This window comes from Bacillus cereus group sp. MYBK95-2 (genome assembly GCF_051915225.1).
Taxonomy (GTDB): Bacteria; Bacillota; Bacilli; order Bacillales; family Bacillaceae_G; genus Bacillus_A; species Bacillus_A cereus.
In genome coordinates, this window is the sequence record NZ_JBQAEH010000009.1 from 139756 (window position 1) to 165044 (window position 25289).

Below are 25289 nucleotides of genomic sequence, written 5' to 3' on the forward strand. Positions count from 1 at the left end.
CCTTCCTTTTGGTAACAACTTACATCCATCTTACCCTGTCATGTAACAATCCATCCGTAAAATTATTATGCCCCATTACAAAATCCTTCATATATAAATTTAAATACTCACCGTACTTACTTTCTGTATTTAATAACAACTCCTCGACGTAATAAGCACCTTGTTTAAATTGATCTAAAAGTAAACTGGACAAGCCCGCATAAATCCCGCACCCTACCTGAAAATACGTTGCATTCGTTTTATATTTACGAAAAACTTGGCTACTATTCATCACATTATACATATATGTCTCACTATTTTCATAAACGAGTAACACACCGACCAAGTCCTCTCCAGCAACCTCTTCTTCCGCTGGATTAAACACTTTACGATTCCAGTTCCATAAATCTTCTACTTGATCTAAGTTCTGTCTAATTATATTTGTTGTATACTCATTAATTCGATAAAGAAAACCAACTTCCATATTGAAGTTTTTCCCTAAAATTAATACTTCCTCATGTGGCATTAAACAACCATAGAATTCTTTTTCCCCTAACTTCACTTTATACTCTGAAGAATATACATCTTCATAAAAGTAAAGAGGACGATGATGACTCATATACATCGGATAACTCCAGATCGCTTCATCTAAAAATCGCTCTACTGCCCATGAAGCATAAAGTGTATGTGGCTTTATAAGTGCTGTATCATTCAAAAATGATGTGTCATGTTCTACAATATAACATGCTCTTGGCCTTTCATTTGGTCGTTCCTTCATAAGCTCAACAACCATCCATTGAACAACACCTGGATTCATACCTGAACCTATAATCGCTTTTGTATTTGTAAATTTCTCTTTCTCCTTCTCAAACCTTGTATATCTTTCCGTAAGCTGAAAACCGATTAAGCTATCGTCCTGATCTACTGCCTCATTTTCCAAGGCTGAATTAATATAACAAATTCCTAGTTCATTACAGCAGCTTAATACTCTAATTGTATCTGCCCCTGAAACATCAATCACAACACTCGTTCTTTTTTCTTTTAAATGTTTTTTAAATTCCACTACATTTTGAAGGTTTATTTCATATAAATATAATTGATCTTTCAAATTCGAAAACAACTCATCGTAATAATTCCTATCTTTTTGTTTTATATCCACCAAATGAAATTTAGCATTCTTTAATACTTCATAAATTGGATCTTTTTCATTTGCTATCGCTTGATTTAAAATTGCTAAAACTGCTTTTGCTGCTCCACCAGCACTACCAAGCAATGTAATTGATAACGAATTCGGAAACTGCTCCACAAACAAAACCCCTTTAATAAATTAGTTGAGCAGCTCCTCCTCAAAAAATAAATTGAATATATAATAAGATAGCTCGTACACAATGTTTATAAGTTAGTGCAAAGTTACCTTTTAAAAAATCACACTATACTATGCTTATATTCAATTCATTTTCCCCTCATCTCCAAATTAAACTAAAACAAATAGGCTCGACCTTTTCTTCTGCATATAAAAGAAAAAGCCAGCCCTTTCAACTAGCTTACGGACAATGGACAGATTTTACATGTTGAATATTTACATACATTTTCGCATCACGTGCTTTTGATATTTCAATATGACCTTCATCAATTTTCGCCATTTTTCCAATTTTATTGGACTCCTCACCTAAATCGAACACCATAATTTTCCCAGCCATTTTAATAAGCTGTTCTTCAAACGTTCGAGCTAACGTAATATTTAACGGATTCACGGGGAGTTCATTTTTATTGAGGGCATAAGGCACTTGATTTTCTTTATACGGAATTAACCATTTCAAGTGTTTTAAAGATATATATACAGTTTTATAAACTGGACTATAAAAAACAATATAATCGTTCATCACACTTGTAACATAACCATGTATTGGAGCATTTCCGGCTACATAAATTTCCGTAAAAATCCCTTTAGATGTACTTAATACTTTCCTCAAAGAAATTGAAGGAGACTCTCTCTTAATTACAGAATCCACATCTGGTTTTGAGATTTCTTCATCATTTGATCTTAAAAACTTATAATATTGTACATGATATAAAGATATATATACGTAGTCTTGTCCATTGTAAAGAACAACGATATCATTTCCTACATCAATTAATACACCTTTAAATCTTTTTTCACCGATTAATTTAACATATATATTTTCTCCAATACTTTTGTTTAACTCATTCATCTATATCCTCCTTCCTACGAATTTCTTCTTATCTGTCTTCCATTTCTAAAAAAATAATCAGGGCAAAGTTCTGTTTTAATAGTAAGTAATTCCTTTTCATACTATCGAAATAAGAAATTGTTCTTCTCTTTCCCTCATAATGCCCCTCTTATTTATTAAACATTATTCATCTTCATTCTTTTTACATTTAACTACTTGACTCACACTCTTAATATGAGACTTAATTACATAAATAACTTCATCACCGTTTACTAGTGTAATACAGCCATGGTGTACCTCACTTAATAAACCTTCCACACACTCTGGACCGCCACGATTAATTTTTACCCACTTATACTTCAAGTCTTTTAATATATCTAAAAAAGTATCCTCATCAGAGCAGAAACATGAACTATAGCAATCGCCACATTTACTTTCTTTCACTTTCTTCACTAGACTCTTCACATGTTTCAACTGATAATATACTAATTCACCATGAGGTAACTGTAACGTTAGATAATCTTTTCCTAACGATACGAGCTCACCAACTCGACTTTCTGGTCCACGAAGGTTTACTTTTACAGTCTCACCAACTAAACATTTAATTTGGTCACAGCATAATACATTCTCCAATTTCGTATCCCCCTTTCTTATTATCTTCCTCTACTTGATTGTCTTTGTGCACGAGCACGACCTGAATTATCGCTACTTTCCTTACTATTGTCGCTCTCATCGCTCTCTCCGCATGCTAAAGCATTATAGTTAACACTTTTAATATGCTTTATTGCAATTAATATAATTTCTTCTTTTACGATTAATGTTACGAAGTCACAAGAAACATCTTGCAAAATGCCTTCCACTTTCTCTGGACCGCCGCGATTAATTTTCACCCAGCAATATTTGAAACTTTCAAGTAGTGCTTCAAAATCTTCTGCACAGGCGCAATCTTCCCACTCACAATCACTTGATCCACATTCTTTCGCATTTTTTGTAATACTTTTTAGATGTTTAAGTTGATAGTAATAAAGCTCACCTTTTTCATTCTTCAATACGAAGTAGTCCTGACATACTGATATTATTGTTCCTTTTTGAGATTCTGGACCACCCCTGTTTACTCTCACAAAAGATCCAATTAAGTCTTTCAAAAAATCACAATGAAATAAACTCACGAGAAAACCCCTTCCATTAATTTATAAGCTTTTGCACTGATAGTATATGTATCTGTACAGGTTACGTTCTCTATGTTTGTCCTAGCTAGAAAAAAATATGCTTTTAACATGGTAGACTACTACCTATCAAAATTTGAAGAAAGGCTAAGAACTCCTTATGTTTTTGATATCTTCAAACAAAAATCCCTTATGAAGATACATTTCTGCATATCTTCATAAGGGATTTCCCATAGTTTAATCTTCGTCTTTAACATCCATATCTTCTGGAATTGGTTCGTTCAATATTTCTTCCACTAATTGCTTATATTTCTCCATTTGTTCTAAATGCGTATTGAATTGTTCTTTATTTACTAAATATTGCTCTCCATCGAATAGCGCACGAATTTTCTTTTGCTGAATTAACTCTTCAATATACGATTTTGGTAAATTCAAATACTCCGCAGTCTCTTCTACTGTTATATACAATGCGTTCATTCCTTTATTATTTTTTCATCTATACTGTATCTTACTTTACTTTATTTTTGTAAACAAATAAAAAAGATTTTGTAAATGCAGTTCAAAAAGCAGGTAGATGCATTCCATATATTGTATAGTATTATATAGTAAGAATTTTTTAAATATAGAATGGTATTACCCATTTACACAAAGGAGAGTTAACATATGGCTACTCGTCACATCATTACAATGTTAGAAAAAACACTACAAGTTGAAACAGAAAACACAATTTCTCATTTGAATGTATCTTTATCTGATCGTTTTCTTTCTCAAAGCACAGCAATACATGAAAACAATTGTTATCATACAATTGGTGAATGGTACAAAAATCATTTCTTATTCCAACAAGATGATTTCCTTTGGGCTAAATATGCTTTCTATGACGCATATTGTGAAGCCATCAAAAAACAAGGCCATCTTACAAAACGCGTCCGTCAAATATTAGAATCATTGGCTCGAAAACATGGAAAACAATATATTGCTTCTATACTAAATATGCCATTTCCTAATAAACACGCTAAAGGGACAGCGTAATTTAGCCATGTTCTGCGTAAGCAAAACATAGCTAAATTGTTTTCTAAGATGCTTTACCAATAAAAATGTTCATATCATATGAACTGATGAAACCGGTGTCATTATAATGATTGAAAATATAGTAAACAGGAAAACCCCCACGTACATCTCTCATCCATTTGAATAGAGAAGTATGTGGGGGTATACTTGTTCCTTATTATTTTATCATCTGCTTAATCAGTTCGCGATTTCTCTTCTTAAATACTTCATTATGAGAAGAAACCATTCCGTACTCACTTGCATCTGGTTGGATAAATTGCTTTGCTTTATTCACAGCATTTCCAGCATCTTGGAATGCACCTGCAATTAAGTGTAGTTTCCCTTCGTGCTTTAAAATATCTCCAGCAGCATATAATCCATCTACTGAAGACTCACTATTTGCATTACCTGCAATATAATAATTATCTATAATTGCAACGTCTAACTCACTATTTTCTAATAATGTAATGTCGCGTTCATATCCATGATTAATAATAACTTCATCAATAGGTAAGTGAGAAACCTCACCTGTTTCATGATTTGTTAATTCTACATATTCGATCGCTTCATGATTATCACCAGCAATTAATTTTGTAATCGATGTATTAAAGAAACACTCCGCTGAGCTGTTCATAAGTTGTTTTACTTGTGCTTCATGACCAGATAATTCTTCTTTTCTATAGGTTACATACACTTTTTTCGCAATTGGTTCCAATTCATTTGCCCAATCAACAGCAGAATTGCCTCCACCGGAAATAATAACTGTTTTACCTTTGAAACGCTTTAAAGATTTAACTGTATAATTTAAATTCGATACTTCAAATCGCTCAGCACCTTCAATAGATAACTTTTGCGGTTTCAATATACCACTTCCTGTTGCGACGATAACTGTTTTTGAAAAGTGTTCTTCGCCAGTACTTGTTTTTAATGTAAAAGTACCATCTTGATTACGAATAATCGATTCTACTTTTGTATCTAATACAACTTCCGGCTTAAATGTTAACCCTTGCTGTACAAGTTGTTCAATTAACTTATCACCTGTAACTGGCAATAGTCCTCCTACATCCCAAATCATTTTTTCCGGATACACATGTATTTTTCCACCTAAATGTGGTTGAAATTCTATTATTTTTGTTTTCATTTCTCTGAGTCCACTATAAAAAGCTGAATAAAGCCCTGCAGGTCCTCCGCCTATCACGGTTACATCAAACAATTCTTCTCGATTCATTCGTGCTCACTCCTCAGCTATTAATCATTGATTATCATTCTCAATAAAATATAACCTGTTTCCGCAAAATTTACAATCAAAATTACTATTGACAATACACCTATATAAAATTATATTATTTAAAGAATCAATAGTGATAATCATTATCATTTTGTTAATAATTAGCAAATTTGAGATTACATCTTCTTTTATTAATATGGTTAATACTATATTATAAAATCTCATATTCAAGATTTTTAATAAATCATTTTGCTTTACCACTACTCTTTCAAAAAGATTGCAGTTAAACAAATTATTGTATACACATATCATCTATGTTAAAGGAGAAAGACGATGAAAAAGTTATTTATTTCACTAACAGTTCTTTTCGTTCTTGTTATGAGTGCTTGTAGCAATGGCTCTACAGACAAAAAGAACGATGCAAAAGGTAGTAAATCAGAAACAATTACATACCAATCTGAAAATGGTAAAGTAGAAGTTCCTGCAAATCCAAAACGCGTTGTTGTACTATCATCATTCGCTGGTAACGTAATGTCATTAGGTGTAAATCTTGTTGGGGTAGATTCATGGTCTAAACAAAACCCACGTTTTGATAGCAAACTTAAAGATGTTGCTGAAGTATCAGATGAAAATGTTGAAAAAATCGCTGAACTAAATCCAGATTTAATCATTGGTTTATCAAATGTTAAAAATGTCGATAAGTTAAAGAAAATCGCTCCTACTGTAACATACACTTACGGAAAAGTTGATTACTTAACACAGCATTTAGAAATTGGTAAGTTATTAAACAAAGAAAAAGAAGCAAAAACTTGGGTTGATGACTTCAAGAAACGTGCACAAGAAGCTGGTAAAGAAATTAAAGCAAAAATCGGTGAAGATGCAACAGTTTCTGTTGTAGAAAACTTCAACAAACAGCTTTATGTATACGGCGAGAACTGGGGCCGCGGAACAGAAATTCTGTACCAAGAAATGAAATTAAAAATGCCTGAAAAAGTAAAAGAAAAAGCATTAAAAGAAGGTTACTACGCATTATCTACTGAGGTATTACCTGAATTTGCTGGTGATTACTTAATCGTAAGTAAAAACAAAGATACTGATAACTCATTCCAAGAGACAGAATCATATAAAAACATCCCAGCAGTAAAAAATAATCGCGTATATGAAGCAAACATGATGGAATTCTATTTCAATGATCCACTTACATTAGATTTCCAACTAGACTTCTTCAAGAAGAGCTTTCTTGGTAAATAATACAAACATGAGGAATTCTTAATTTAAGAATTCCTCTTCCTTTATTCTATGAACAGAAAAGATGTGAAACGAATGACAAAAGATCATGACAATCCACGTTCTATAGCTTTTACATACAAACTAATTTTAAGCTTAATTGCATTCTTTCTTATTTTTATGGTTGCAATGGTATTAGGTGCTGCAGATACTTCGATAAAAGATGTATGGTTAGCACTCACTTCCTCCGCTAAAGGAGACAAAATATCTATTATTCGAGAAATACGTTTACCACGTGAAGTTGCTGCTATTTTTGTAGGAGCTGGATTAGCCGTTTCTGGGGCAATTATGCAAGGATTAACACGAAATCCACTTGCGGATCCTGGATTATTAGGGCTATCTGGTGGAGCAAATGCTGCGCTTGCACTGACACTTGCTTTCAACCCTTCCATCAGCTATCTTTACTTAACATTAGCTTGCTTTATCGGTGCTGCAATTGGCGCAATTATGGTATTTGGAATTGGTATGGTGAAAAAAGGCGGCCTTTCTCCTCTTCGAATTGTATTAGCGGGCGCTGCAGTTTCAGCATTTCTACTCGCAATTTCAGAAGGAATCGGCATTTACTTTAAAATTTCACAAGATGTATCACTTTGGACTGCTGGGGGCGTAATTGGAACAACTTGGAGCCAATTAAAAATTATTATTCCGGTCATTTCAATTAGTATCTTTATCGCTATCTTACTAGCAAAAAAATTGACAGTTCTTAGTTTCAGTGAGGAAGTGGCTATTGGACTAGGTCAAAAAATTATTGTTATTAAAACTATTTTATTTATCATTATTATCTTACTTGCAGGTGCATCTGTAGCGCTTGTTGGAAATATGGCATTCATCGGCTTAATGGTACCTCACATGGTACGCCCAATTGTCGGTCCAGATTACCGATTTGTTATACCGATGTCAGCAATTGCTGGAGCTTCCTTTATGCTACTTGCAGATACAATCGGACGTACTATTAACGCTCCATACGAAACACCAGTTGCGGCAATTGTCGCGATTGTAGGGTTACCATTCTTCCTATTCATTGTACGTAAAGGAGGAAAAACATTCTCATGATGCAATCTATTTTAAGAAAACAGCGTCTCATTATACTCGCTTTACTTATAGTAATCATCACAACCATTGTAGTTGGAATGGGACTTGGTTCAGCATCTTTATCTTATGATCGACTACTCCCAACATTAATGGGGCAAGGGACTTTTAAAGAGGAGTTTGTTTTATACTCTTTAAGACTACCTAGAATTGTCATTACGTTATTAGCTGGTATGGCTCTTGCTTTATCAGGGGCTATTCTGCAAGGAATTACCCGAAATGATTTAGCTGAACCTGGTATTCTTGGTATTAACTCTGGGGCTGGTGTTGCTGTTGCTATTTTCTTTTTATACTTTCCAATAGACGTAGGTTCATTTCTTTACTTACTACCTGTCGTTGGATTTATTGGGGCATTTCTGACAGCTGTTCTAATTTACGTGTTTTCATATAGTAAATCAACTGGACTTCAACCAATCCGATTAACATTAACTGGTATCGGTTTTGCATTTGCACTATCTGGAGCGATGATTGTCCTTATTTCATCCGCTGATCGTATGAAAGTGGACTTTATCTCAAAATGGATTGCCGGAAATATTTGGGGAGATGACTGGATTTTCGTTTTAGCAATGCTCCCATGGTTAATCGTATTAATTCCGTTTGTTTTCTATAAAGCAAATCGATTAAACATTTTAGCATTAAACGAACCAGTCGCAATTGGCGTTGGAATTGAAATTGAAAAAGAACGCAGGTACTTATTAGTTGCAGCCGTTGCACTTGCAGCCGCAGCTGTTTCCGTAACAGGAGGAATTAGCTTTATCGGATTAATGGCTCCTCATATCGCGAAATCTTTAGTAGGTCCAAGACATCAAATCTTCATGCCTATCGCCCTTTTAATCGGCGGATGGCTATTATTATTAGCAGATACAATCGGACGAAATATCGTTGATCCTAATGGCATTCCAGCAGGTATTGTCGTTGCTTTAATTGGGGCTCCTTACTTTATGTATTTGTTGCTTAAAAAAGCTTAAAAAACACCCTCAAGATTTCTTGAGGGTGTTTTTGTTTCATTCTACTGCTGCCCATACCCTTCAAACTTCTTCGCCAAATTCTCCATCTCATCTTCTGGCAATAGCTTTGGTTCCCCAATGCTTTTCGTTTGATAATAAATTTGAGCACAAAACTCAATCTCTTCTGCAACAGTAAACGCCATTTTTATATTATTTGCACCAGCAATTAAACCGTGATTTGCAAGTAAAACAGCACGGCGATCAATCATGCCTTCAAAAGCAGCCTCCGCTAATTGCTTCGTACCAAATGTTTCATACGGTGCACAGCGCACATTCGGTCCTGCGAAAGCAATTAAATACGATACAGCAGGAAGCTCCCATCCTAATGATGCAATCGTCTTCGCGTAAGGAGAGTGTGTATGCACAAGCGCATTTATATCTTCACGCTTCCTATAGTAAATAAGGTGCATATCTAATTCACTTGATGGTTTTCTCTCTCCTTCTACTACTTCACCATCTAGGTTTAATATAACTACATCTTCAGGCTTTGTTTCATAATACTCTAAACCACTTGGGCTAATCGCAACAAGACCTTGTTCACGATTAAAGATACTAATATTACCGCCCGTTCCCTTTGTTAAACCACTAGAAATCATTTTCTTTCCATACGCTACAATTTCTTCTCTTTCTTTTTGTAATAACATATACATCCCCCTAAGTATGAAGCTTATGATGACTGACTTTTACATTTATCTACTTATTGAAATAGCTTTTTTAAATTCTCCGTAAACGGTGCCTTTACAATCCCTTTTTCTGTAATAATCGCTGTTACATTTTCATGTGGAGTAACATCAAATGCTGGATTATATACTTTACTTTCTTTCGGAGCTGAATATTTTCCGAAGCGATTAATCACTTCAGAAGCATCTCTTTCTTCAATCGGAATTTCTTTTCCTGTCGGTGTTTTTAAGTCGATTGTCGGCGTTGGCGCTGCTACATAAAACGGAATGTTGTAGTATTTCGCTAAAATAGATACGCCTAATGTTCCAATTTTATTTGCTATATCACCGTTCGCTGCTACACGGTCACATCCAACAATTACCGCATCAATCTTCCCTTGTGACATGACCATAGCTGCCATATTATCTGTAATAACAGTAACGTCAATGCCTGCTCGCTGCAGTTCTAATGCTGTTAACGTTGAACCTTGTAATCTAGGGCGTGTTTCATCAGAATAGATTTTTAAGTCCCATCCTTTTTCTTTCGCTAAGTACATGGGAGCTGTCGCGGTACCATACTTAGTTGTCGCTAACGCACCAGCATTACAATGTGTTAATACTCCCATTCCATCATGGAATAATGTTAATGCATGTTCTCCAATTTGACGGTTAATTTCTTCATCTTCTCTATGAATCTCTTTTGCCTCTTCTAGTAATCTATTTTTCAGCTGTGAGATTGATAAATGAATATTATCTGTCGCTACACTTTCCATTCTTTCAAGTGCCCAAAATAAATTTACGGCAGTCGGTCTTGATGTCGCCAAGTATGTACATACCTTTCTTACTTCATCCATAAATCCTTCTTCCGTACTTTCAGCAAATTCCTTTATCCCTAAATACACTCCATAAGCAGCTGAAACACCAATCGCGGGTGCACCTCGTACTTTCATTACTTGAATCGCATCCCACACACTTTCAGCTGTTTTAAAAGATTCATAGACAATTTCATTTGGTAATAACGTTTGATCTAACAAAACTAAAGCATCATCTTTCCACTGAATTGGTATTAATTGCTCTTCCATCATATTCTCCCCTTACTTCGCGTAGTGCATTGACTGTTCTTTTAACGTTTCTACAAAACTTGTGCCCGTTCTATATTGATTCGCTCGTAAAATAAAACCCTTCGCTACTTGAAGACAAATTCGCTCCGCTCTAGCACGTGCTTCCTCATTCCCAATACAAGTAATATCTTTTACTTTCGCTAATCCAACAATACGGCGAATTAATTCCAGACCTGTCACTGCAGCTGTATCCTCTAATACAGATTGCAAATAGACTTCGCTAAAGCCTTCTTCCTTCGCCATAATCTCGGTCACATGAATATCCCAAGCACCTAAAAACTTCTGCTTAAATAAATCAATTACCTCTACCATCGTAGTTTGTAACCAATCCATATACGTATCTTTCTTAGCTCCAGGTGACATCGTTGCATCTGCATTCACCCAAGCAAACATTAAATTCGCCATTACATTCCCAACGTCATATCCCATAGGTCCATAAAAAGCAAACTCAGGATCAATAACCTTTGTAGAATCATCTCTTACAAAAACAGAACCAGTATGTAAATCACCATGAAGTAATGCCTGTGCATTCGTCATAAAAGAAAATTTACGTTTCGCTACTTCCATACGAAGCTCTTTATCACTATAAATATGTTCCCTAATCCATCCCTCATTTAACTGAAATAACTCATTACGCTTATTATGATTTGTAAATGGTTCTGAATATACGAGGTCCTCTGTAATCTCACATAATTCAGGATTTATATAATTCTTCACAAGTTCCTTCTTCTCTTTATGATTCATTACAACATCCGATGTTAATAAAAGTGTATTTACCATAAAAGTAGTTAAGTCGTCAGCAAGCCTCGGAAATATTTGATGATTTATAAGTGCTGTACGTAATATTGTGTGATCCGATAAATCTTCCATTACGCAACAATTCATCACACTATCAAATAAATACACCTTAGGAACAAGTCCAGGTGCTAACTCATCCTCTAACTGCAAAACATCTGATTCTATACGAATACGATTCGTCGACAACTTAAACTCATCTGAAATGCGAGCTGTATCCCCAGCTTGCTTTACGATGACAGACATGTTCTCTTTTTCATCCCAAACGCGGAACACATAATTTAAATTGCCATCACCTATTTCTTTACACTGTAACCCCTTTGCATGTTCAAACTTAGATAATTTCTCTTTCACATATGCAATCACATCTTTAGCTTCCATTAAAAAATACTTCATGAACTTAGACATGGGTTCCCCTCCACACTAATTGTAAGCGTTTTCTAAAAGCTATAAAAAATAATAGGATTAAATCTTTCATCCTAAAATATATGATCTTCTTTTTGAAATGTATATCTAGGTTTTATTATATCTTGTTAGCACTTTGAGTCAATGTTTCTAACTATTATCGTAATATACTTCCTAATTATATATTTGAGATGACAAAAATTGTTCAAAAAATTTCCGATTCATTTTATTTTATTTATCACAAAATTCTTTGTAAAATAGAAGTAAGCAGTTCCTTTTCAAAACCACAACTTCTAAGAAATATCTCCTTCCTAAGAAATTAAACTTACACACTATCTCTAACATACACACTAAACTTTCAACTACTCATCTAAAATTTATAGACTTAAAATTACCTTTCCATTCCCTGTTAGTCTTAATTGAGAATAAATATTAATTAAATTGGTATAAAGTTGGTTTATTCTCTTGACAAAATAACCACTTCTATATGATAATTAATATCGAATTAGAATTATTATAGTTAATTAAAAAATATATTTTATGAGCACACTATTTTTTGATGCTCAAAACCAACATTTAGGAGGAATTTTAACATGTTATTAATCGGCACAGAAGTAAAACCGTTTAAAGCTAATGCTTACCATAATGGAGAATTTATCCAAGTTACTGACGAAAGTTTAAAAGGAAAATGGAGTGTAGTTTGTTTCTACCCAGCTGACTTCACATTCGTTTGCCCAACTGAACTTGAAGACTTACAAAACCAATACGCAACTCTAAAAGACTTAGGCGTTGAAGTATACTCTGTATCTACAGACACTCACTTCACTCACAAAGCATGGCATGATAGCTCAGAAACTATCGGCAAAATCGAGTACATCATGATTGGTGACCCAACTCGCACAATCACTACAAACTTCAACGTTTTAATGGAAGAAGAAGGTCTTGCTGCTCGTGGTACATTCATCATCGATCCAGACGGCGTTATCCAATCTATGGAAATCAATGCTGACGGTATCGGCCGTGACGCAAGCATTCTTGTTAACAAAATTAAAGCTGCTCAATACGTACGTAACAACCCAGGTGAAGTTTGCCCAGCTAAATGGCAAGAGGGTTCTGCGACACTTAAACCAAGCCTTGACCTTGTAGGCAAAATCTAAGGAGTTCGATCAAAATGATACTAGATGCAGATATAAAAACACAACTATCCCAATACCTTCAATTAATGGAGAACGATATTTTACTTAAAGTAAGCGCAGGAGACGATAACGTATCTAAAGATATGTTAGCTCTAGTAGACGAATTAGCTACTATGTCATCTAAGATTACAGTAGAAAAAGTTGAATTAGAGAGAACACCAAGCTTTAGCGTAAACCGCCCTGGTGAAAACACTGGTGTCGTATTCGCTGGTATTCCATTAGGACACGAATTTACATCATTAGTGTTAGCTTTACTACAAGTAAGTGGACGCGCTCCAAAAGTTGAACAAAAATTAATCGATCAAATTAAAAGCATTCAAGGCGAATATCATTTTGAATCTTATATCAGCCTAAGTTGTCATAACTGTCCTGATGTTGTACAAGCTCTTAACGTAATGAGCGTTCTTAACCCTGGTATTACACATACTATGATTGATGGCGCTGCATTCAAAGAGGAAGTAGAAAGCAAAGACATTATGGCAGTACCAACTGTTTACCTAAACGGCGAATCTTTCGGAAGCGGTCGTATGACACTTGAAGAAATTTTAGCTAAAATGGGTAACGGTCCAGATGCATCAGAGCTTTCTGATAAAGATCCATACGATGTTCTTGTTGTTGGTGGCGGCCCTGCTGGTGCAAGTGCAGCAATTTACGCAGCACGTAAAGGCATCCGTACTGGTATCGTTGCTGAGCGCTTCGGTGGTCAAGTAATGGATACTATGGGCATTGAGAACTTCATCAGCGTGAAAAAGACTGAAGGTCCTAAGCTAGTAGCAAGCCTTGAAGAGCACGTAAAAGAATACGACATCGATGTAATGAATCTACAACGTGCGAAACGTTTAGAGAAAAAAGAACTTATTGAAGTGGAACTTGAAAACGGCGCTATTCTGAAAAGTAAGAGCGTAATCGTTTCTACAGGTGCTCGCTGGCGTAATGTTGGCGTACCAGGTGAAGCTGAGTTCAAAAATAAAGGTGTAGCATATTGCCCACACTGTGACGGTCCATTATTCACTGGAAAAGACGTAGCAGTTATCGGCGGAGGTAACTCTGGTATTGAAGCAGCTATCGACTTAGCAGGTATCGTTAAGCACGTAACTGTTCTTGAATTCATGCCAGAATTAAAAGCTGATGCTGTATTACAAGAGCGTCTTAACAGCTTACCAAACGTAACTGTTCTGAAAAACGTTCAAACGAAAGAAATCACTGGTACTGATAAAGTAAACGGTATTTCTTACATCGATCGTGAAACTGAAGAAGTTCATCACGTTGAATTACAAGGTGTATTCGTACAAATCGGTCTTGTACCAAACACAGACTGGTTAGGCGAAACAGTTGAACGCGTTCGCGGTGAAATCGTAACAGACAAGCACGGCGCTACAAACGTACCAGGAGTGTTTGCTGCAGGTGACTGTACAAATAATCCGTACAAACAAATCATCATCTCTATGGGTTCAGGTGCAAACGCAGCTTTAGGTGCATTTGATTACTTAATCCGTAACTAATAAAAAAGACGCGCTACCTATTGGTAGCGCGTCTTTTTTATTATATTTCATGTAAATAGTTATCAAGTTCCTTCCAACTCATTACTGTATAAGGTGTACCTACATTCAATACTACTTTTACATTTTCTGCTACTATTTGCATTCTCTTAGTTGGATTATCTCTTTTTCCTGAAGGATAAATAGCAAGTTTCATCATTTCTTGCTTTCCATCTTCATAAATCCTTTTCTTTAAACCAAATTGGTTAATTTGTTCCTTTGAAGGAACTTCTTTGCCTTCCCAGTCACATATTTCAAATAGAGGATACCTATCTCCGTGCCATTCCTCAATAATCTCAATGACTTTAAGAATAATACAACTCCCTGATACTAATTCATAACTAACAGCATCACCTGCTTTTAAAGAAGTATTAGCTATAAATCTTTTCGGCACTTTTTTAGCTTCTGGCTGCCGAGAATGTAACTGCTCTCTTAGTTTATTTAAAACTACTTCACGTTTCTTCTGTAATTTAGGTTCTTCTTCCCAACGGGCTAAATCTGCACCACTTTCTATTATTTGCAATGCCTCCTGCTTAACATTCTCTTGAAGTCTCCCTAACCTCCATTGTATGGAAGCAAATACTAACCAAAAAACAATAGTCTCTTCATTATCTAATTCATTCTTGTATTCCTCAATTACAATCCTACTTGCGTCCTCATTTGAATATTCATTTGCTAACAAATCCTTATACAGTAACTTAATATCTTCAGCAATATCGTCTGATAATATTGCTACTCCCCAAGCCCCCATACATTAACACTCCAATCTATAAACTAAAAACCTCTCATTCCCATTCTTCTCATAAGCACCTGGCAATCTAACTTCTTTCTTCAGCTCAAACGCAGTCTGATTTTCTAAGAAGAAAATATAGTCCTCAGAAGGATAATATAAAATAATATCCACTTCTCTCCCCGTTTCTTCTACTGAAAGCAAAATGTTATTTACTACATTCATAAACACTTGTACAGAAAATGGATTAAAGAAATAAAACCTATTATCATGTGGATCAATCTCATATTCCTGCGCTAAACAACATTGGAATTGAATTTTCCCCTTACTGTTTCGTGCCTTTCGTGCATAACGATCTCGATTATCCATCGCTTCTTTATAAAACTCTTCATTCATTTCAATTCCAACTGCTGAAGCACCACATTTATGATGCATATAAAAGTTTAATCGCCCTTTTCCGCACCCAAAGTCTACAATTCGGTCGCTACTTCGTATTTCATATTGATTCAATAACTCATCTAACCCGCTATACGGTGTCGGTTCATAGCGATGATAATGCATAGACTTGTTAAACCCTTTTTGCTCACCGACTGTTTTTATATGTAAAACTGCATCGTAATATTGTTCGTTCATTCGTTTTCTCCTATTAAAAAATGGTACTTATTATTATACACCATGTACTGGAGGCTCATTTTTCATCAAATTAATAGGTACGTGAAATTATATTAACGATTTTCTTAATATATCTATCATAACTCAAAATATATCAACGTTTTTTCAAATATATCGATTTGCCGACAATTCACGACAAAAAAACAGGAGCTCTCTAGCCCCTGTCTTCTAACACTTTCAATACAGTTTGTTTCAATATTTCTACCCCATCCATAATACAACTATGATCAAACCTCATATACGGATGGTGTAATCCAGGTTGTAGGTCTGCTCCTAGTCCAAGCATGACAGCTTTTAAATGTGGTCTTTTCACTGTATAGTAATGGAAATCATCGCTTCCTGTCGTATAGAGAGGCCCTGTGCATCTCTCTTCCCCATACACTTCGAGAATACCTTTACGCATAAAGCGCTCTGCTTCTTCGGAAACCTCTGCTCCTGGTGCAAGATCCATCCATTCGTATGAAGTTTTTGATCCCATCGATGCAGCTGATTCTATTACATGCTCAATCTTTTTCTTTAATTCTTCTAATAGTATATTACTCTCTGCTCTTACATCTAAACTGAAATGACCATTTCCCGGAATAATATTTAAATTATCACCACCAGCTTGGCATCTCGTCATTTTTACTGAATAAGAACTTTGCGGTGGCAGCCAAATATTTTTCAAACCGATATTAATCATGGAAATGACATCAATTGCATTCACACCTTGATGTGGTCTTGCCCCGTGTGCATCCTCCCCATGAATCATACCCTCTAAAAATCCTGCTGCTCCATGACGAATAGATGGGGCTGCTTGTTTCAAAGATAGTTCTTCAATTGGTCTTAGATGGACGCCAAATAAGAAATCAGCATCATCTACAGCACCTTTCTCCACCATCTTCAAAGCACCATTCCCCTTCTCTTCTGCTGGCTGAAAAATAAATCTAACCGTACCACTTTTCCATCTCATATTTTTCAATTGTAAAATAAGTCCCATTACAATGGTCATATGAGCATCATGGCCACATGAATGGTTCGCTTTAAATTCTCCATTTACTTCTTGCCAAAGTGCATCCATATCAGCACGAATCGCAATAACTGGATTCCCGCCTCCAATCTCAGCAATTACACCTGGACAATCATCAAATGTTCTATATGAAATTCCTTCTTCTTTTAAAAAGTCAGTAATATACGCTGTCGTTTCATATTCTTTCCAACTTACTTCAGGGTTTTCGTGTAAATGCTGAAAAATCTCCGTTAAGCGCTCTTGTAGTTCTAATGTTTTCAACGTTCCAGTCTCCTTCCCACATTACAAACGATTCGGGTTAATTATACTTATGAAAAACAGATGTTTTTATGAACATATTGAATTTTAAGAAAAAAGTCAATTATTTATTTTTAAATACTTAAAAAGCTTACTCTGCACTTATATTACAAACTAAACAAACAACTAGAACATTCCTTATTTTCTGTTTTTTATGTTGACGCTTACATAAACTTTTAGTTATCATAACCTAATAAACGTCTATTTTACGACAATTCTAAAAATACAAACAAACATACGTAACAAGGAGGAACTTTATGAAAAAAGAAATACCTTTTGGAATAGCGATTATCCCTATTATCATTACCGTTGCAGTTATGATGGTTACAATTGTTGTATTAAAACAAACCCCTCACGTTCCACTTATTATTGGTACAACCGTTGCTTCTATTGTCGCTTGGCGTTACGGTTACAAATGGAATGATCTTGAAGAAGCAATGTATAAAGGGATTCGTCTTGCATTACCTGCTATCGTCATTATTATTCTTGTCGGCTTAACAATTGGTGCTTGGATTGGCGGTGGAATCGTCGCAACGATGATTTATTACGGTTTAAAACTTTTAACTCCATCACTATTTTTAGTTTCCATTACCGTCATTTGTTCTATCGTTGCATTAGCAATTGGTAGCTCTTGGTCTACAATGGGAACAATTGGTGTTGCTGGAATGGGAATTGGCCTAAGTATGGGAATCCCAGCTCCAATGGTTGCTGGTGCCATTATTTCAGGCTCTTATTTTGGCGATAAAATGTCACCGCTTTCAGATACCACTAACTTAGCCGCAGGATTAACAAATACAGATTTATTCGCACACATTCGTCACATGTTATTTACTACAGTTCCAGGTTTAATTATTACTCTTATCGTCTACGCGGTCTTAGGAAGAAGCTTCGGCGCTAACAATATTGATGCGAAGAGTATCGATCAAACGTTACAAGTATTGCAACAAAACTTTGTTATCTCACCTTTCCTACTCATTATACCCGTAGTCGTTATGGTATTGGTCGCTAAAAAGGTCCCTGCTATACCAGCGATTCTCGTCGGTATTATTTTAGGATTTTTATCACAAGTCTTTATTCAAGGTGGTTCTGTCTCAGCATCTGTCGGTGCACTCCAAGCTGGATTTGTTATAGACACTGGAAACAAGCTAGTAGACGAACTATTTAACCGCGGTGGCTTAGATTCGATGATGAATACAGTCTCGATGACAATTGTCGCTATGACTTTCGGAGGAGTATTAGAACATACAGGTATTCTTCGCTCAATTGTAAATCAAATTTTAAAGTTAGCGAAATCAGCAAAAGGGCTTATCGCTTCTACTATCGCATCTTGTTTTGCAACAAACCTTACTTGCTCTGAACAATATATTTCAATTGTTGTCCCTTCAAGAATGTACGCAAATGCATACACAGAAAAAGGACTACATTCAAAAAACTTATCCAGAGCATTAGAAGATGGCGGAACATTAACTTCTGTCTTCGTTCCTTGGAATACGTGCGGTGTATTTATTCTCGCTACACTTGGCGTAGGTGCATTTGAATATGCCCCTTATGCTATTTTGAATTTCATCGTACCTATTATCTCAATCATTTATGGTATAACAGGCTTCACAATTGTAAAACTATCAGACATTGAAAAAGCAGAACTACTAAAGAAACAAAAAGCTCAACTAGAAGCTTAAAAATAGCGGTAAATTCAGTTCATATAGTGCGCGAGGTCGCCCTTGTAGATAGGGCATTTCCTCGCCGCAAATATGAGCATACCCGTAATCAACTAATTTCTTTAACAACCTTTCTGTCGATCTTCGAGTCACTTGTAAGTACTCAGAAAGATCAGCTGCTGTAAACTTCAATGACGGGTGCGATTGACTAAATTGAATGATTTTTGACAAGTTGGCCGGACTAAGCTTTGTTTCCTTCGCTATTTTCATTAGTTCCGGATTATCATTTTTCAAACTTTGTACTCTCTGTTCTTTCGGGAACGGACCAAACAAATCTTTATCACTTGTTAGTATATAAAAACAACGATCTATTGGATTGTTCTTTGCAAAACTTTGAGCGATTTTTGCATTTTGCTCCGCTTCTTTCACGGTTTTCCCATAACCAAATCCAATAGCTATCGTTCCTTCTACGCTCGCAAACAAGTTATCTATCGCATTTGTTTTAATAATTGATTCGATATCACCACGAGTTGTATACAAAATGCATGTCATTTCATCCACTTGTTTAAATGAACCACGTAGTTCTTTTGAAATGACATCTAGTTTTTCAAGCAAACTCGTTCGTAATTCTAAGGAAGAAATAATACAAGCACCAACAGTAGCTGAATAGCTTTTTGCTAACTCAGCTTTTATTTTTGCATCTTTTAGCCCATGTATAATGGATTGTGTTGGATCAATCATACGCTCTGAAGGAACACCTATTTTTTGAAGCTCGTCGTAAACAGCGTGAATACTAGTTAAAGCTAAATGAGCCTCTCCAGATTGATATTTAGCTACATGAAAATCGATAACTCTATTTATCTCATCTTTACTCCACAGCATATTTTCATAATCCAACACTTGCGGGCTTTCTTTTATACCGATATCATGGAACACATTTGTAATAAACGAGCGGTCTACTAAATCGATGGAAATGTTATGTGGTTGAATACTTTGATGATACATGATAGAAAGAATTGAAGATGCGACAGTTGTCTCGTCTTGCTGTAAGTATGTACTTGGAATTCGTAATTGTTCTCTTATTTCTTTTGCCATATAATAAGGTAAAGCACCTGAGAAAAAGATGACATCACAAGGCTTTAAACACTTTAATAGTTCAGAAGATTCCGCCGGATGAAGGTAAATATATGGATCAATTTCTATTCCTTCTAATTTTTGAGCAATAGGAAAAAGGTTCTCCATAAACTCCTTTGAACCGACAACTGCAATTTTTATCATCATTTTCTCTAACTCCTTATCATTAATTAACGACTATTTAACGTCAACTATATCAAATGTATAAAACTATTGTAAACAGGAAGGGGTTTCTATTCAATGAAAATTACAGCTATTCATCTTTACGCAATTCGTTTACCGCTTCGCAATCCGTTTGTTATTAGTTATGGCTCTTATTCTGATATGCCCTCTATTATCGTCAAAATGGAAACAGATGAAGGTATTATCGGTTACGGTGAAGGCGTTGCTGATGATCACGTCACAGGTGAATCATGGGAAAGTACTTTCTATACTTTAAAACATACGCTAACCCCTGCTCTAATCGGGCAAAATCCAATGAATATCGAAAAAATACACGACATGATGGACAATACAATTTACGGTGTTCCAACAGCGAAAGCCGCAATTGATATTGCTTGTTTTGATATAATGGGCAAAAAACTAAATCAACCTGTATATCAATTAATTGGCGGGCGCTACCATGAAGAATTCCCTGTCACTCACGTTTTAAGTATTGCCGATCCAGAAAACATGGCTGAAGAAGCTGCTTCTATGATTCAAAAAGGTTACCAATCTTTCAAAATGAAAGTTGGTACGAATGTAAAAGAAGATGTGAAACGTATTGAAGCTGTACGAGAACGTGTAGGAAATGACATCGCTATTCGCGTTGATGTAAACCAAGGCTGGAAAAATAGCGCAAACACATTAACAGCACTTCGTTCATTAGGACATTTAAACATTGACTGGATTGAACAACCTGTTATCGCGGACGATATTGATGCCATGGCTCATATCCGTTCTAAGACAGACCTCCCGCTTATGATTGATGAAGGCTTAAAAAGTTCTCGTGAAATGCGCCAAATTATTAAATTAGAAGCTGCTGATAAAGTAAATATAAAACTAATGAAATGCGGCGGCATATATCCAGCTGTAAAGCTCGCTCATCAAGCAGAAATGGCAGGCATTGAATGCCAAGTGGGATCAATGGTCGAATCATCTGTTGCCTCTTCCGCAGGTTTCCATGTCGCTTTCTCAAAGAAAATCATTACGAGCGTAGAGCTAACAGGGCCATTAAAATTCACAAAAGACATCGGAAACTTACATTACGACGTACCATTCATTCGCTTAAACGAAAAGCCTGGACTCGGCATTGAAATAAACGAAGATACATTACAAGAACTAGCCGTCTTTCAAGACGTTGTACGCTAAAGGAGGACTATCATATGACGGTTCTATACGAAGGAACATTAAAACAAAATAACAATCCATTTCACGTTACATTACTATCACTAGAGCACATCGAGCAAATCTTATCACTACAAAACATTGTAGTTGAAGCACTAGAAGATAAAAGTCGTTTACAACCACTCTCACAAGAAGAATTTCAATACATTCTAGAAGGAAACGGCATGATGATCGGTGCTTTTATCGAAAACAAACTCATCGCATTTCGTGCTCTACTCGTCCCTCCTATCGACGATGAACATTTAGGGCTTGATATTGGTCTATCAGAAAGTGAACTGCACCGCGTCATCTATCAAGAAATCTCAAACGTTCATCCGAACTGCCGAGGAAATGGTATGCAAAAAATATTAGCAAACGTCATCATGGACGAATTGCAAAAAGAAGATAGCAAATATGATTATGTATGCTGCACCGTTGCTCCTTTTAACATCCCGAGTTTGAAGGATAAGTTTGCGCAAGGGATGGCGATTGCTGCGCTAAAGGAGAAGTATGGTGGTAGTCTGCGGTATGTTTTTGTGAAGAAATTGCGCGGAGATAAAGAAAGCGATTGGACGGATATTCAAAGTATTCTAATGAGTGATGCTAGTGGACAGCAGGCTTTGCTTTCGGAGGGGTATCGTGGGTATGAGATGGAGAAAACAGCAGATACTTTCATTGTGAAGTTTGGGCGATAATCTATATGGTCGAAAAGAGGAGATGTCTGCTGTGACCTCTTCTCTTTTCGATTTGTTGAACAATCCTGTGGTAAATGAAATTATATCAACGATTTTTCGAATATATCTATCATAACTTACAATATATCAACGATTTTTAAAATATATCTATCAAAACTCACAATATATCAACGATTCGACAAGAAATATCGATTTACAGACAAAAATCGATATCCCTTCCTAAACCGTCATCTTCCAACTAGATAACGCTAACCAATTCTCCATTTCTTTATAATCAGGCATTATCTTCCCGACAAGACGCCAAAAAGATCGATCATGATTTAAATGAACCATATGACACATTTCATGAACAACTACATAGTCAATTACTCGCTGTGGTGCCATTGCTAGCTTCCAATTGAATGTTAGTTGTAAATTCGAATCGCAAGTACCCCAAGTACGACTACTATCTGTAATACGAATAGAACGTGGTTTTGTTTTGAAATTACTTTGATGCGCTTTAATACTCTTCTCTACTAAAGATTTACACTGCTTATAATAAAATCGTTTTAAAGCTTGTTGTATTTTCTCATCCTTAAGCTCTTTCACATAAATATGTAACTTATCCCCTTCAAAAATCGCATTGTCTTGCTCAATGCTTGCATCTTGGGAAATCTGTATCGGATACGTATTCCCTAAATACAAAAAGCCCTCTCCTTGATCATAATCCTTTTCCTGTGGTCCATGCGCTCGCTCCGCCATTTCCTTACGTGTTGTCTGAATCCAATCCCACTTCTCCTCTAGCAACTGGACTAAGTATTCAACAGGTGTTCCTTTCGGAGCCTGTACTTCCACATTTCCATACGAATCCACAAAAAGACGCACGGACTTTTTCTTCTTATAAGTTATATGAAAATTAATTGTCTCACCTAAATATGTATGTACCATTTCATCACCTAGCATAGTATTTTTACAAATAAAAAAGAGTAGGATACGAACGTCCTACTCTACCTATTATATCATTTACCGCTTTAACGAACTCATTATCCTCTATACTTTACACCTAATCCCTTAATGAAATTCCTTGCGTATCTATCGCCGCACTCTTTGTAATTTTTATGACCTTTTTTTCTTAATAGAGCGCCTAACTCTCCTTTTGTTACCGTAACGCCTACGCTATCTAATATATCAAGTACATCCTCACTCGTTAAAGATAGTGCGATTTTCATTTTCTTTAGAAGAAGGTTATTGGCACTCTCCTTGCTCTGTACAGGTGCAGGCTGCCCTGGTTTCGGATCTTGCTTTCCTCTTTTTAAAGTAATAAATCCATTTAAAAATGCCTCTAACATCATCATATCGCATGTTTTTACGTACTCATCTTCAGCTACCTCATCATTTTCAGCTTCATGCTGAGGAGCTCTCTTTATTTTTGTAAGCATATCAACTACGTCTTCTTTCGTTACTTCCATCCCGCCTAGTTTAAAGATTTCTACCATATCTATATCTTTTATATCTAAAGCGTATCGTACTCTTTTTAATATATCGTTGTTGCTCATTGCCATTGGGTTTCCTCCTGAAATGTTGATTATTTATTCAGCGGTTAAAGTTTATGCTATAACCTACTTTAAATTATCATGTTTAATCTAACCTTTTAGTTATTGTCCGCTAAATTAATACTTTAACATTTTAAAGATATGTTTTATAGTCTTACCCGAACTTTTCTCTATCATTGTATCTACAGCGCTCTTACATGTTTTTTATATGCCTATAAAAAGATTTCTCTCTTAACATTAACTAAAAGAAAAAAAACAGTGTTTTGATTTCTCAAATACACTGTTCTTTTCCAGCTCTACGCTTATTTTCAACTCACTCATGTCATGCACTACATATGAAATGATTTAACTGCTTAAAAGTTAAACCGTCTCACTATCCTGAGCCACACCAACACTATCCTCAAACTTATCCAACAAAGCACGCACCTCATCAGTCGATTTCGTACTCATCAATTGATTTCTCAATTCAGCAGCTCCAGGGAAGCCTTTTACATAAATTTTGAAGAAGCGGTGAAGCCCTGTGATTGAGCGTGGCAGTACTTCTGCATATTGATCTTGAAGATCAAGTTGTAGTCTTAAAAGATCTAGGTGCTCTTTACTGCTATGCTCTCTTGGCTCTTTTTCAAAAGCAAATGGATTTTTGAAGATGCCTCGTCCGATCATTACGCCATCAATGCCGTATTTTTCAGCAAGTTCCAGCCCCATTTTACGATCAAGGATGTCTCCATTGATTGTTATTAACGTATTTGGTGCGATACGGTCACGTAATTTTTTAATTTCCGGAATTAGTTCCCAATGCGCATCTACTTGGCTCATTTCTTCTCTTGTACGTAAGTGAATAGAAAGGTTTGCAATATCTTGTTTGAAAATGTGCGTTAACCAATCTTCCCACTCGCTTAACTCTTTAAAGCCAAGTCGTGTTTTTACGCTGACAGGTAGTCCGCCCGCTTTTGCTGCTTGGATAAGTTCTGCCGCAACGTCTGGACGTAGAATAAGGCCACTACCTTTTCCTCTTGATGCAACGTTCGGTACTGGGCAACCCATGTTAATATCGATGCCTTTAAATCCTAGTTCTGCCATACCAATACTCATTTGACGGAAGTATTCGGGATTGTCTCCCCAAATATGTGCCACCATCGGCTGTTCGTCTTCTGTAAAAATTAAACGGCCACGTACACTTTTCATACCTTCTGGATGACAATAGCTATCCGAGTTTGTAAACTCTGTGAAGAATACGTCCGGACGACCTGCTTCACTTACTACGTGACGGAAAACAACGTCTGTCACATCTTCCATTGGTGCAAGTACGAAAAATGGTCGTGGTAATTCACGCCAAAAATTATCTATCATTTCAAATTCAAATCCTCTCACTATGAATACAATTTCAAAATCTCAATTTATAATTTGTGAAAATCAGCAATATTTATTTTAACTAAAATCGCTTATGAATGGTATTTTTGTAAACCAAAAAGCAGGTGGTATAGA

The 25289-nt window shown here is 35.8% G+C and carries 25 protein-coding genes; 9 read left to right on the forward strand and 16 right to left on the reverse strand.

The window, feature by feature from the left end; all coding sequences use genetic code 11:
* Positions 1-19 precede the first annotated feature (19 nt).
* The 5 genes from ACTFN4_RS24520 to ACTFN4_RS24540 form a co-directional block, all read right to left on the reverse strand.
* On the reverse strand, positions 20-1285 hold the full coding sequence (locus ACTFN4_RS24520; protein WP_234574329.1) for an S-adenosylmethionine decarboxylase related protein: 1266 nt from the start codon (positions 1283-1285) through the stop codon (positions 20-22).
* Between the two features lie 238 nt (positions 1286-1523).
* Positions 1524-2192 carry a hypothetical protein gene (locus tag ACTFN4_RS24525; protein ID WP_001004284.1) on the reverse strand — a complete coding sequence of 223 codons (669 nt, stop codon included), beginning with the start codon at positions 2190-2192 and terminating at the stop codon, positions 1524-1526.
* Between the two features lie 162 nt (positions 2193-2354).
* Entirely contained in the window at positions 2355-2804 is a 450-nt protein-coding gene (locus ACTFN4_RS24530) for a spore coat protein B (RefSeq protein ID WP_000432509.1), read from the reverse strand.
* Between the two features lie 20 nt (positions 2805-2824).
* Positions 2825-3340: a spore coat protein B gene (locus ACTFN4_RS24535; RefSeq protein WP_000051527.1), complete on the reverse strand. Its 516-nt coding sequence runs from the start codon at positions 3338-3340 to the stop codon at positions 2825-2827.
* A gap of 234 nt (positions 3341-3574) precedes the next feature.
* Positions 3575-3814 carry a helix-turn-helix domain-containing protein gene (locus tag ACTFN4_RS24540; RefSeq protein WP_001998970.1) on the reverse strand — a complete coding sequence of 80 codons (240 nt, stop codon included), beginning with the start codon at positions 3812-3814 and terminating at the stop codon, positions 3575-3577.
* A 186-nt stretch (positions 3815-4000) separates the two neighbouring features.
* Between ACTFN4_RS24540 and ACTFN4_RS24545 the strand changes: the two genes are divergently transcribed.
* Positions 4001-4369, forward strand: a complete 369-nt coding sequence (locus tag ACTFN4_RS24545; protein WP_439962932.1) for a hypothetical protein — start codon at positions 4001-4003, stop codon at positions 4367-4369.
* Positions 4370-4565: 196 nt separating this feature from the next.
* Here ACTFN4_RS24545 and ACTFN4_RS24550 read toward each other — a convergent pair whose 3' ends face one another.
* Positions 4566-5615, reverse strand: coding sequence for an NAD(P)/FAD-dependent oxidoreductase (locus ACTFN4_RS24550; RefSeq protein WP_001078267.1), 1050 nt, complete (start codon positions 5613-5615; stop codon positions 4566-4568).
* 333 nt (positions 5616-5948) lie between these two features.
* Between ACTFN4_RS24550 and ACTFN4_RS24555 the strand changes: the two genes are divergently transcribed.
* Genes ACTFN4_RS24555 through ACTFN4_RS24565 form a run of 3 tightly spaced genes read left to right on the forward strand, consistent with a single transcriptional unit; the run spans position 5949 to position 8959 of the window.
* Positions 5949-6866 (forward strand): iron-hydroxamate ABC transporter substrate-binding protein, encoded by a 918-nt coding sequence (locus ACTFN4_RS24555; RefSeq protein WP_000732579.1) that lies wholly within the window; start codon positions 5949-5951, stop codon positions 6864-6866.
* Between the two features lie 48 nt (positions 6867-6914).
* Entirely contained in the window at positions 6915-7955 is a 1041-nt protein-coding gene (locus tag ACTFN4_RS24560; RefSeq protein WP_002025239.1) for a FecCD family ABC transporter permease, read from the forward strand.
* The gene (locus ACTFN4_RS24565; RefSeq protein ID WP_000983752.1) at positions 7952-8959 is read left to right on the forward strand and encodes a FecCD family ABC transporter permease; all 1008 of its coding nucleotides are present in this window, start codon (positions 7952-7954) and stop codon (positions 8957-8959) included. Before ACTFN4_RS24560 ends, ACTFN4_RS24565 begins: the two co-directional genes overlap by 4 nt.
* Before the next feature lie 41 nt (positions 8960-9000).
* On the opposite strand, the gene ACTFN4_RS24570 is transcribed toward ACTFN4_RS24565, so the two are convergent.
* From ACTFN4_RS24570 to mtnK, 3 genes are read right to left on the reverse strand one after another with little or no spacing between them, the layout of a single operon-like run.
* Positions 9001-9642 (reverse strand): L-fuculose-phosphate aldolase, encoded by a 642-nt coding sequence (locus ACTFN4_RS24570; protein WP_000926557.1) that lies wholly within the window; start codon positions 9640-9642, stop codon positions 9001-9003.
* A 53-nt stretch (positions 9643-9695) separates the two neighbouring features.
* Positions 9696-10742 (reverse strand): S-methyl-5-thioribose-1-phosphate isomerase, encoded by a 1047-nt coding sequence (gene mtnA, locus ACTFN4_RS24575; protein ID WP_439962933.1) that lies wholly within the window; start codon positions 10740-10742, stop codon positions 9696-9698.
* Positions 10743-10751: 9 nt separating this feature from the next.
* Positions 10752-11981, reverse strand: a complete 1230-nt coding sequence (gene mtnK, locus ACTFN4_RS24580) for an S-methyl-5-thioribose kinase (RefSeq protein ID WP_000033073.1) — start codon at positions 11979-11981, stop codon at positions 10752-10754.
* A 590-nt stretch (positions 11982-12571) separates the two neighbouring features.
* Between mtnK and ahpC the strand changes: the two genes are divergently transcribed.
* Together ahpC and ahpF are read left to right on the forward strand one after the other, a co-directional pair.
* Positions 12572-13135, forward strand: coding sequence for an alkyl hydroperoxide reductase subunit C (gene ahpC, locus ACTFN4_RS24585; protein ID WP_000924420.1), 564 nt, complete (start codon positions 12572-12574; stop codon positions 13133-13135).
* Positions 13136-13149: 14 nt separating this feature from the next.
* A complete protein-coding gene (gene ahpF / locus ACTFN4_RS24590) occupies positions 13150-14676 on the forward strand; it encodes an alkyl hydroperoxide reductase subunit F (RefSeq protein WP_059304185.1) in 1527 nt (508 codons plus the stop codon).
* Positions 14677-14716: 40 nt separating this feature from the next.
* Here the strand turns inward: ahpF and ACTFN4_RS24595 are convergent, their stop codons facing one another.
* From ACTFN4_RS24595 to ACTFN4_RS24605, 3 genes are all read right to left on the reverse strand, one after another.
* On the reverse strand, positions 14717-15463 hold the full coding sequence (locus tag ACTFN4_RS24595) for a hypothetical protein (RefSeq protein WP_000501503.1): 747 nt from the start codon (positions 15461-15463) through the stop codon (positions 14717-14719).
* Between the two features lie 3 nt (positions 15464-15466).
* A complete protein-coding gene (locus ACTFN4_RS24600) occupies positions 15467-16075 on the reverse strand; it encodes an SAM-dependent methyltransferase (RefSeq protein ID WP_001005624.1) in 609 nt (202 codons plus the stop codon).
* A 193-nt stretch (positions 16076-16268) separates the two neighbouring features.
* The gene (locus tag ACTFN4_RS24605) at positions 16269-17384 is read right to left on the reverse strand and encodes a M20 peptidase aminoacylase family protein (protein ID WP_000853516.1); all 1116 of its coding nucleotides are present in this window, start codon (positions 17382-17384) and stop codon (positions 16269-16271) included.
* Positions 17385-17677: 293 nt separating this feature from the next.
* Between ACTFN4_RS24605 and nhaC the strand changes: the two genes are divergently transcribed.
* Complete coding sequence (gene nhaC / locus ACTFN4_RS24610) at positions 17678-19099, forward strand: Na+/H+ antiporter NhaC (RefSeq protein WP_000711525.1); 1422 nt, start codon at positions 17678-17680, stop codon at positions 19097-19099.
* Here nhaC and ACTFN4_RS24615 read toward each other — a convergent pair.
* Positions 19088-20359, reverse strand: a complete 1272-nt coding sequence (locus ACTFN4_RS24615) for a hypothetical protein (protein ID WP_000972810.1) — start codon at positions 20357-20359, stop codon at positions 19088-19090. The two genes, nhaC and ACTFN4_RS24615, sit on opposite strands and share 12 nt — an antisense overlap.
* Before the next feature lie 93 nt (positions 20360-20452).
* Here ACTFN4_RS24615 and ACTFN4_RS24620 point away from each other — a divergent pair, with 93 nt between their 5' ends.
* Entirely contained in the window at positions 20453-21562 is a 1110-nt protein-coding gene (locus ACTFN4_RS24620; RefSeq protein ID WP_065211606.1) for a mandelate racemase/muconate lactonizing enzyme family protein, read from the forward strand.
* A gap of 14 nt (positions 21563-21576) precedes the next feature.
* Positions 21577-22272, forward strand: a complete 696-nt coding sequence (locus ACTFN4_RS24625) for an N-acetyltransferase (RefSeq protein WP_071740535.1) — start codon at positions 21577-21579, stop codon at positions 22270-22272.
* Between the two features lie 219 nt (positions 22273-22491).
* Here the strand turns inward: ACTFN4_RS24625 and ACTFN4_RS24630 are convergent, their stop codons facing one another.
* The 3 genes from ACTFN4_RS24630 to ACTFN4_RS24640 all read right to left on the reverse strand — a co-directional run bounded on the left by ACTFN4_RS24630 (position 22492) and on the right by ACTFN4_RS24640 (position 25154).
* Positions 22492-23199 (reverse strand): M48 family metallopeptidase, encoded by a 708-nt coding sequence (locus ACTFN4_RS24630; protein ID WP_000233754.1) that lies wholly within the window; start codon positions 23197-23199, stop codon positions 22492-22494.
* Positions 23200-23294: 95 nt separating this feature from the next.
* Positions 23295-23813: a DUF1456 family protein gene (locus ACTFN4_RS24635; protein WP_001251702.1), complete on the reverse strand. Its 519-nt coding sequence runs from the start codon at positions 23811-23813 to the stop codon at positions 23295-23297.
* 351 nt (positions 23814-24164) lie between these two features.
* Positions 24165-25154 carry a tRNA dihydrouridine synthase gene (locus tag ACTFN4_RS24640; RefSeq protein ID WP_000566708.1) on the reverse strand — a complete coding sequence of 330 codons (990 nt, stop codon included), beginning with the start codon at positions 25152-25154 and terminating at the stop codon, positions 24165-24167.
* Between the last annotated feature and the right edge of the window lie 135 nt (positions 25155-25289).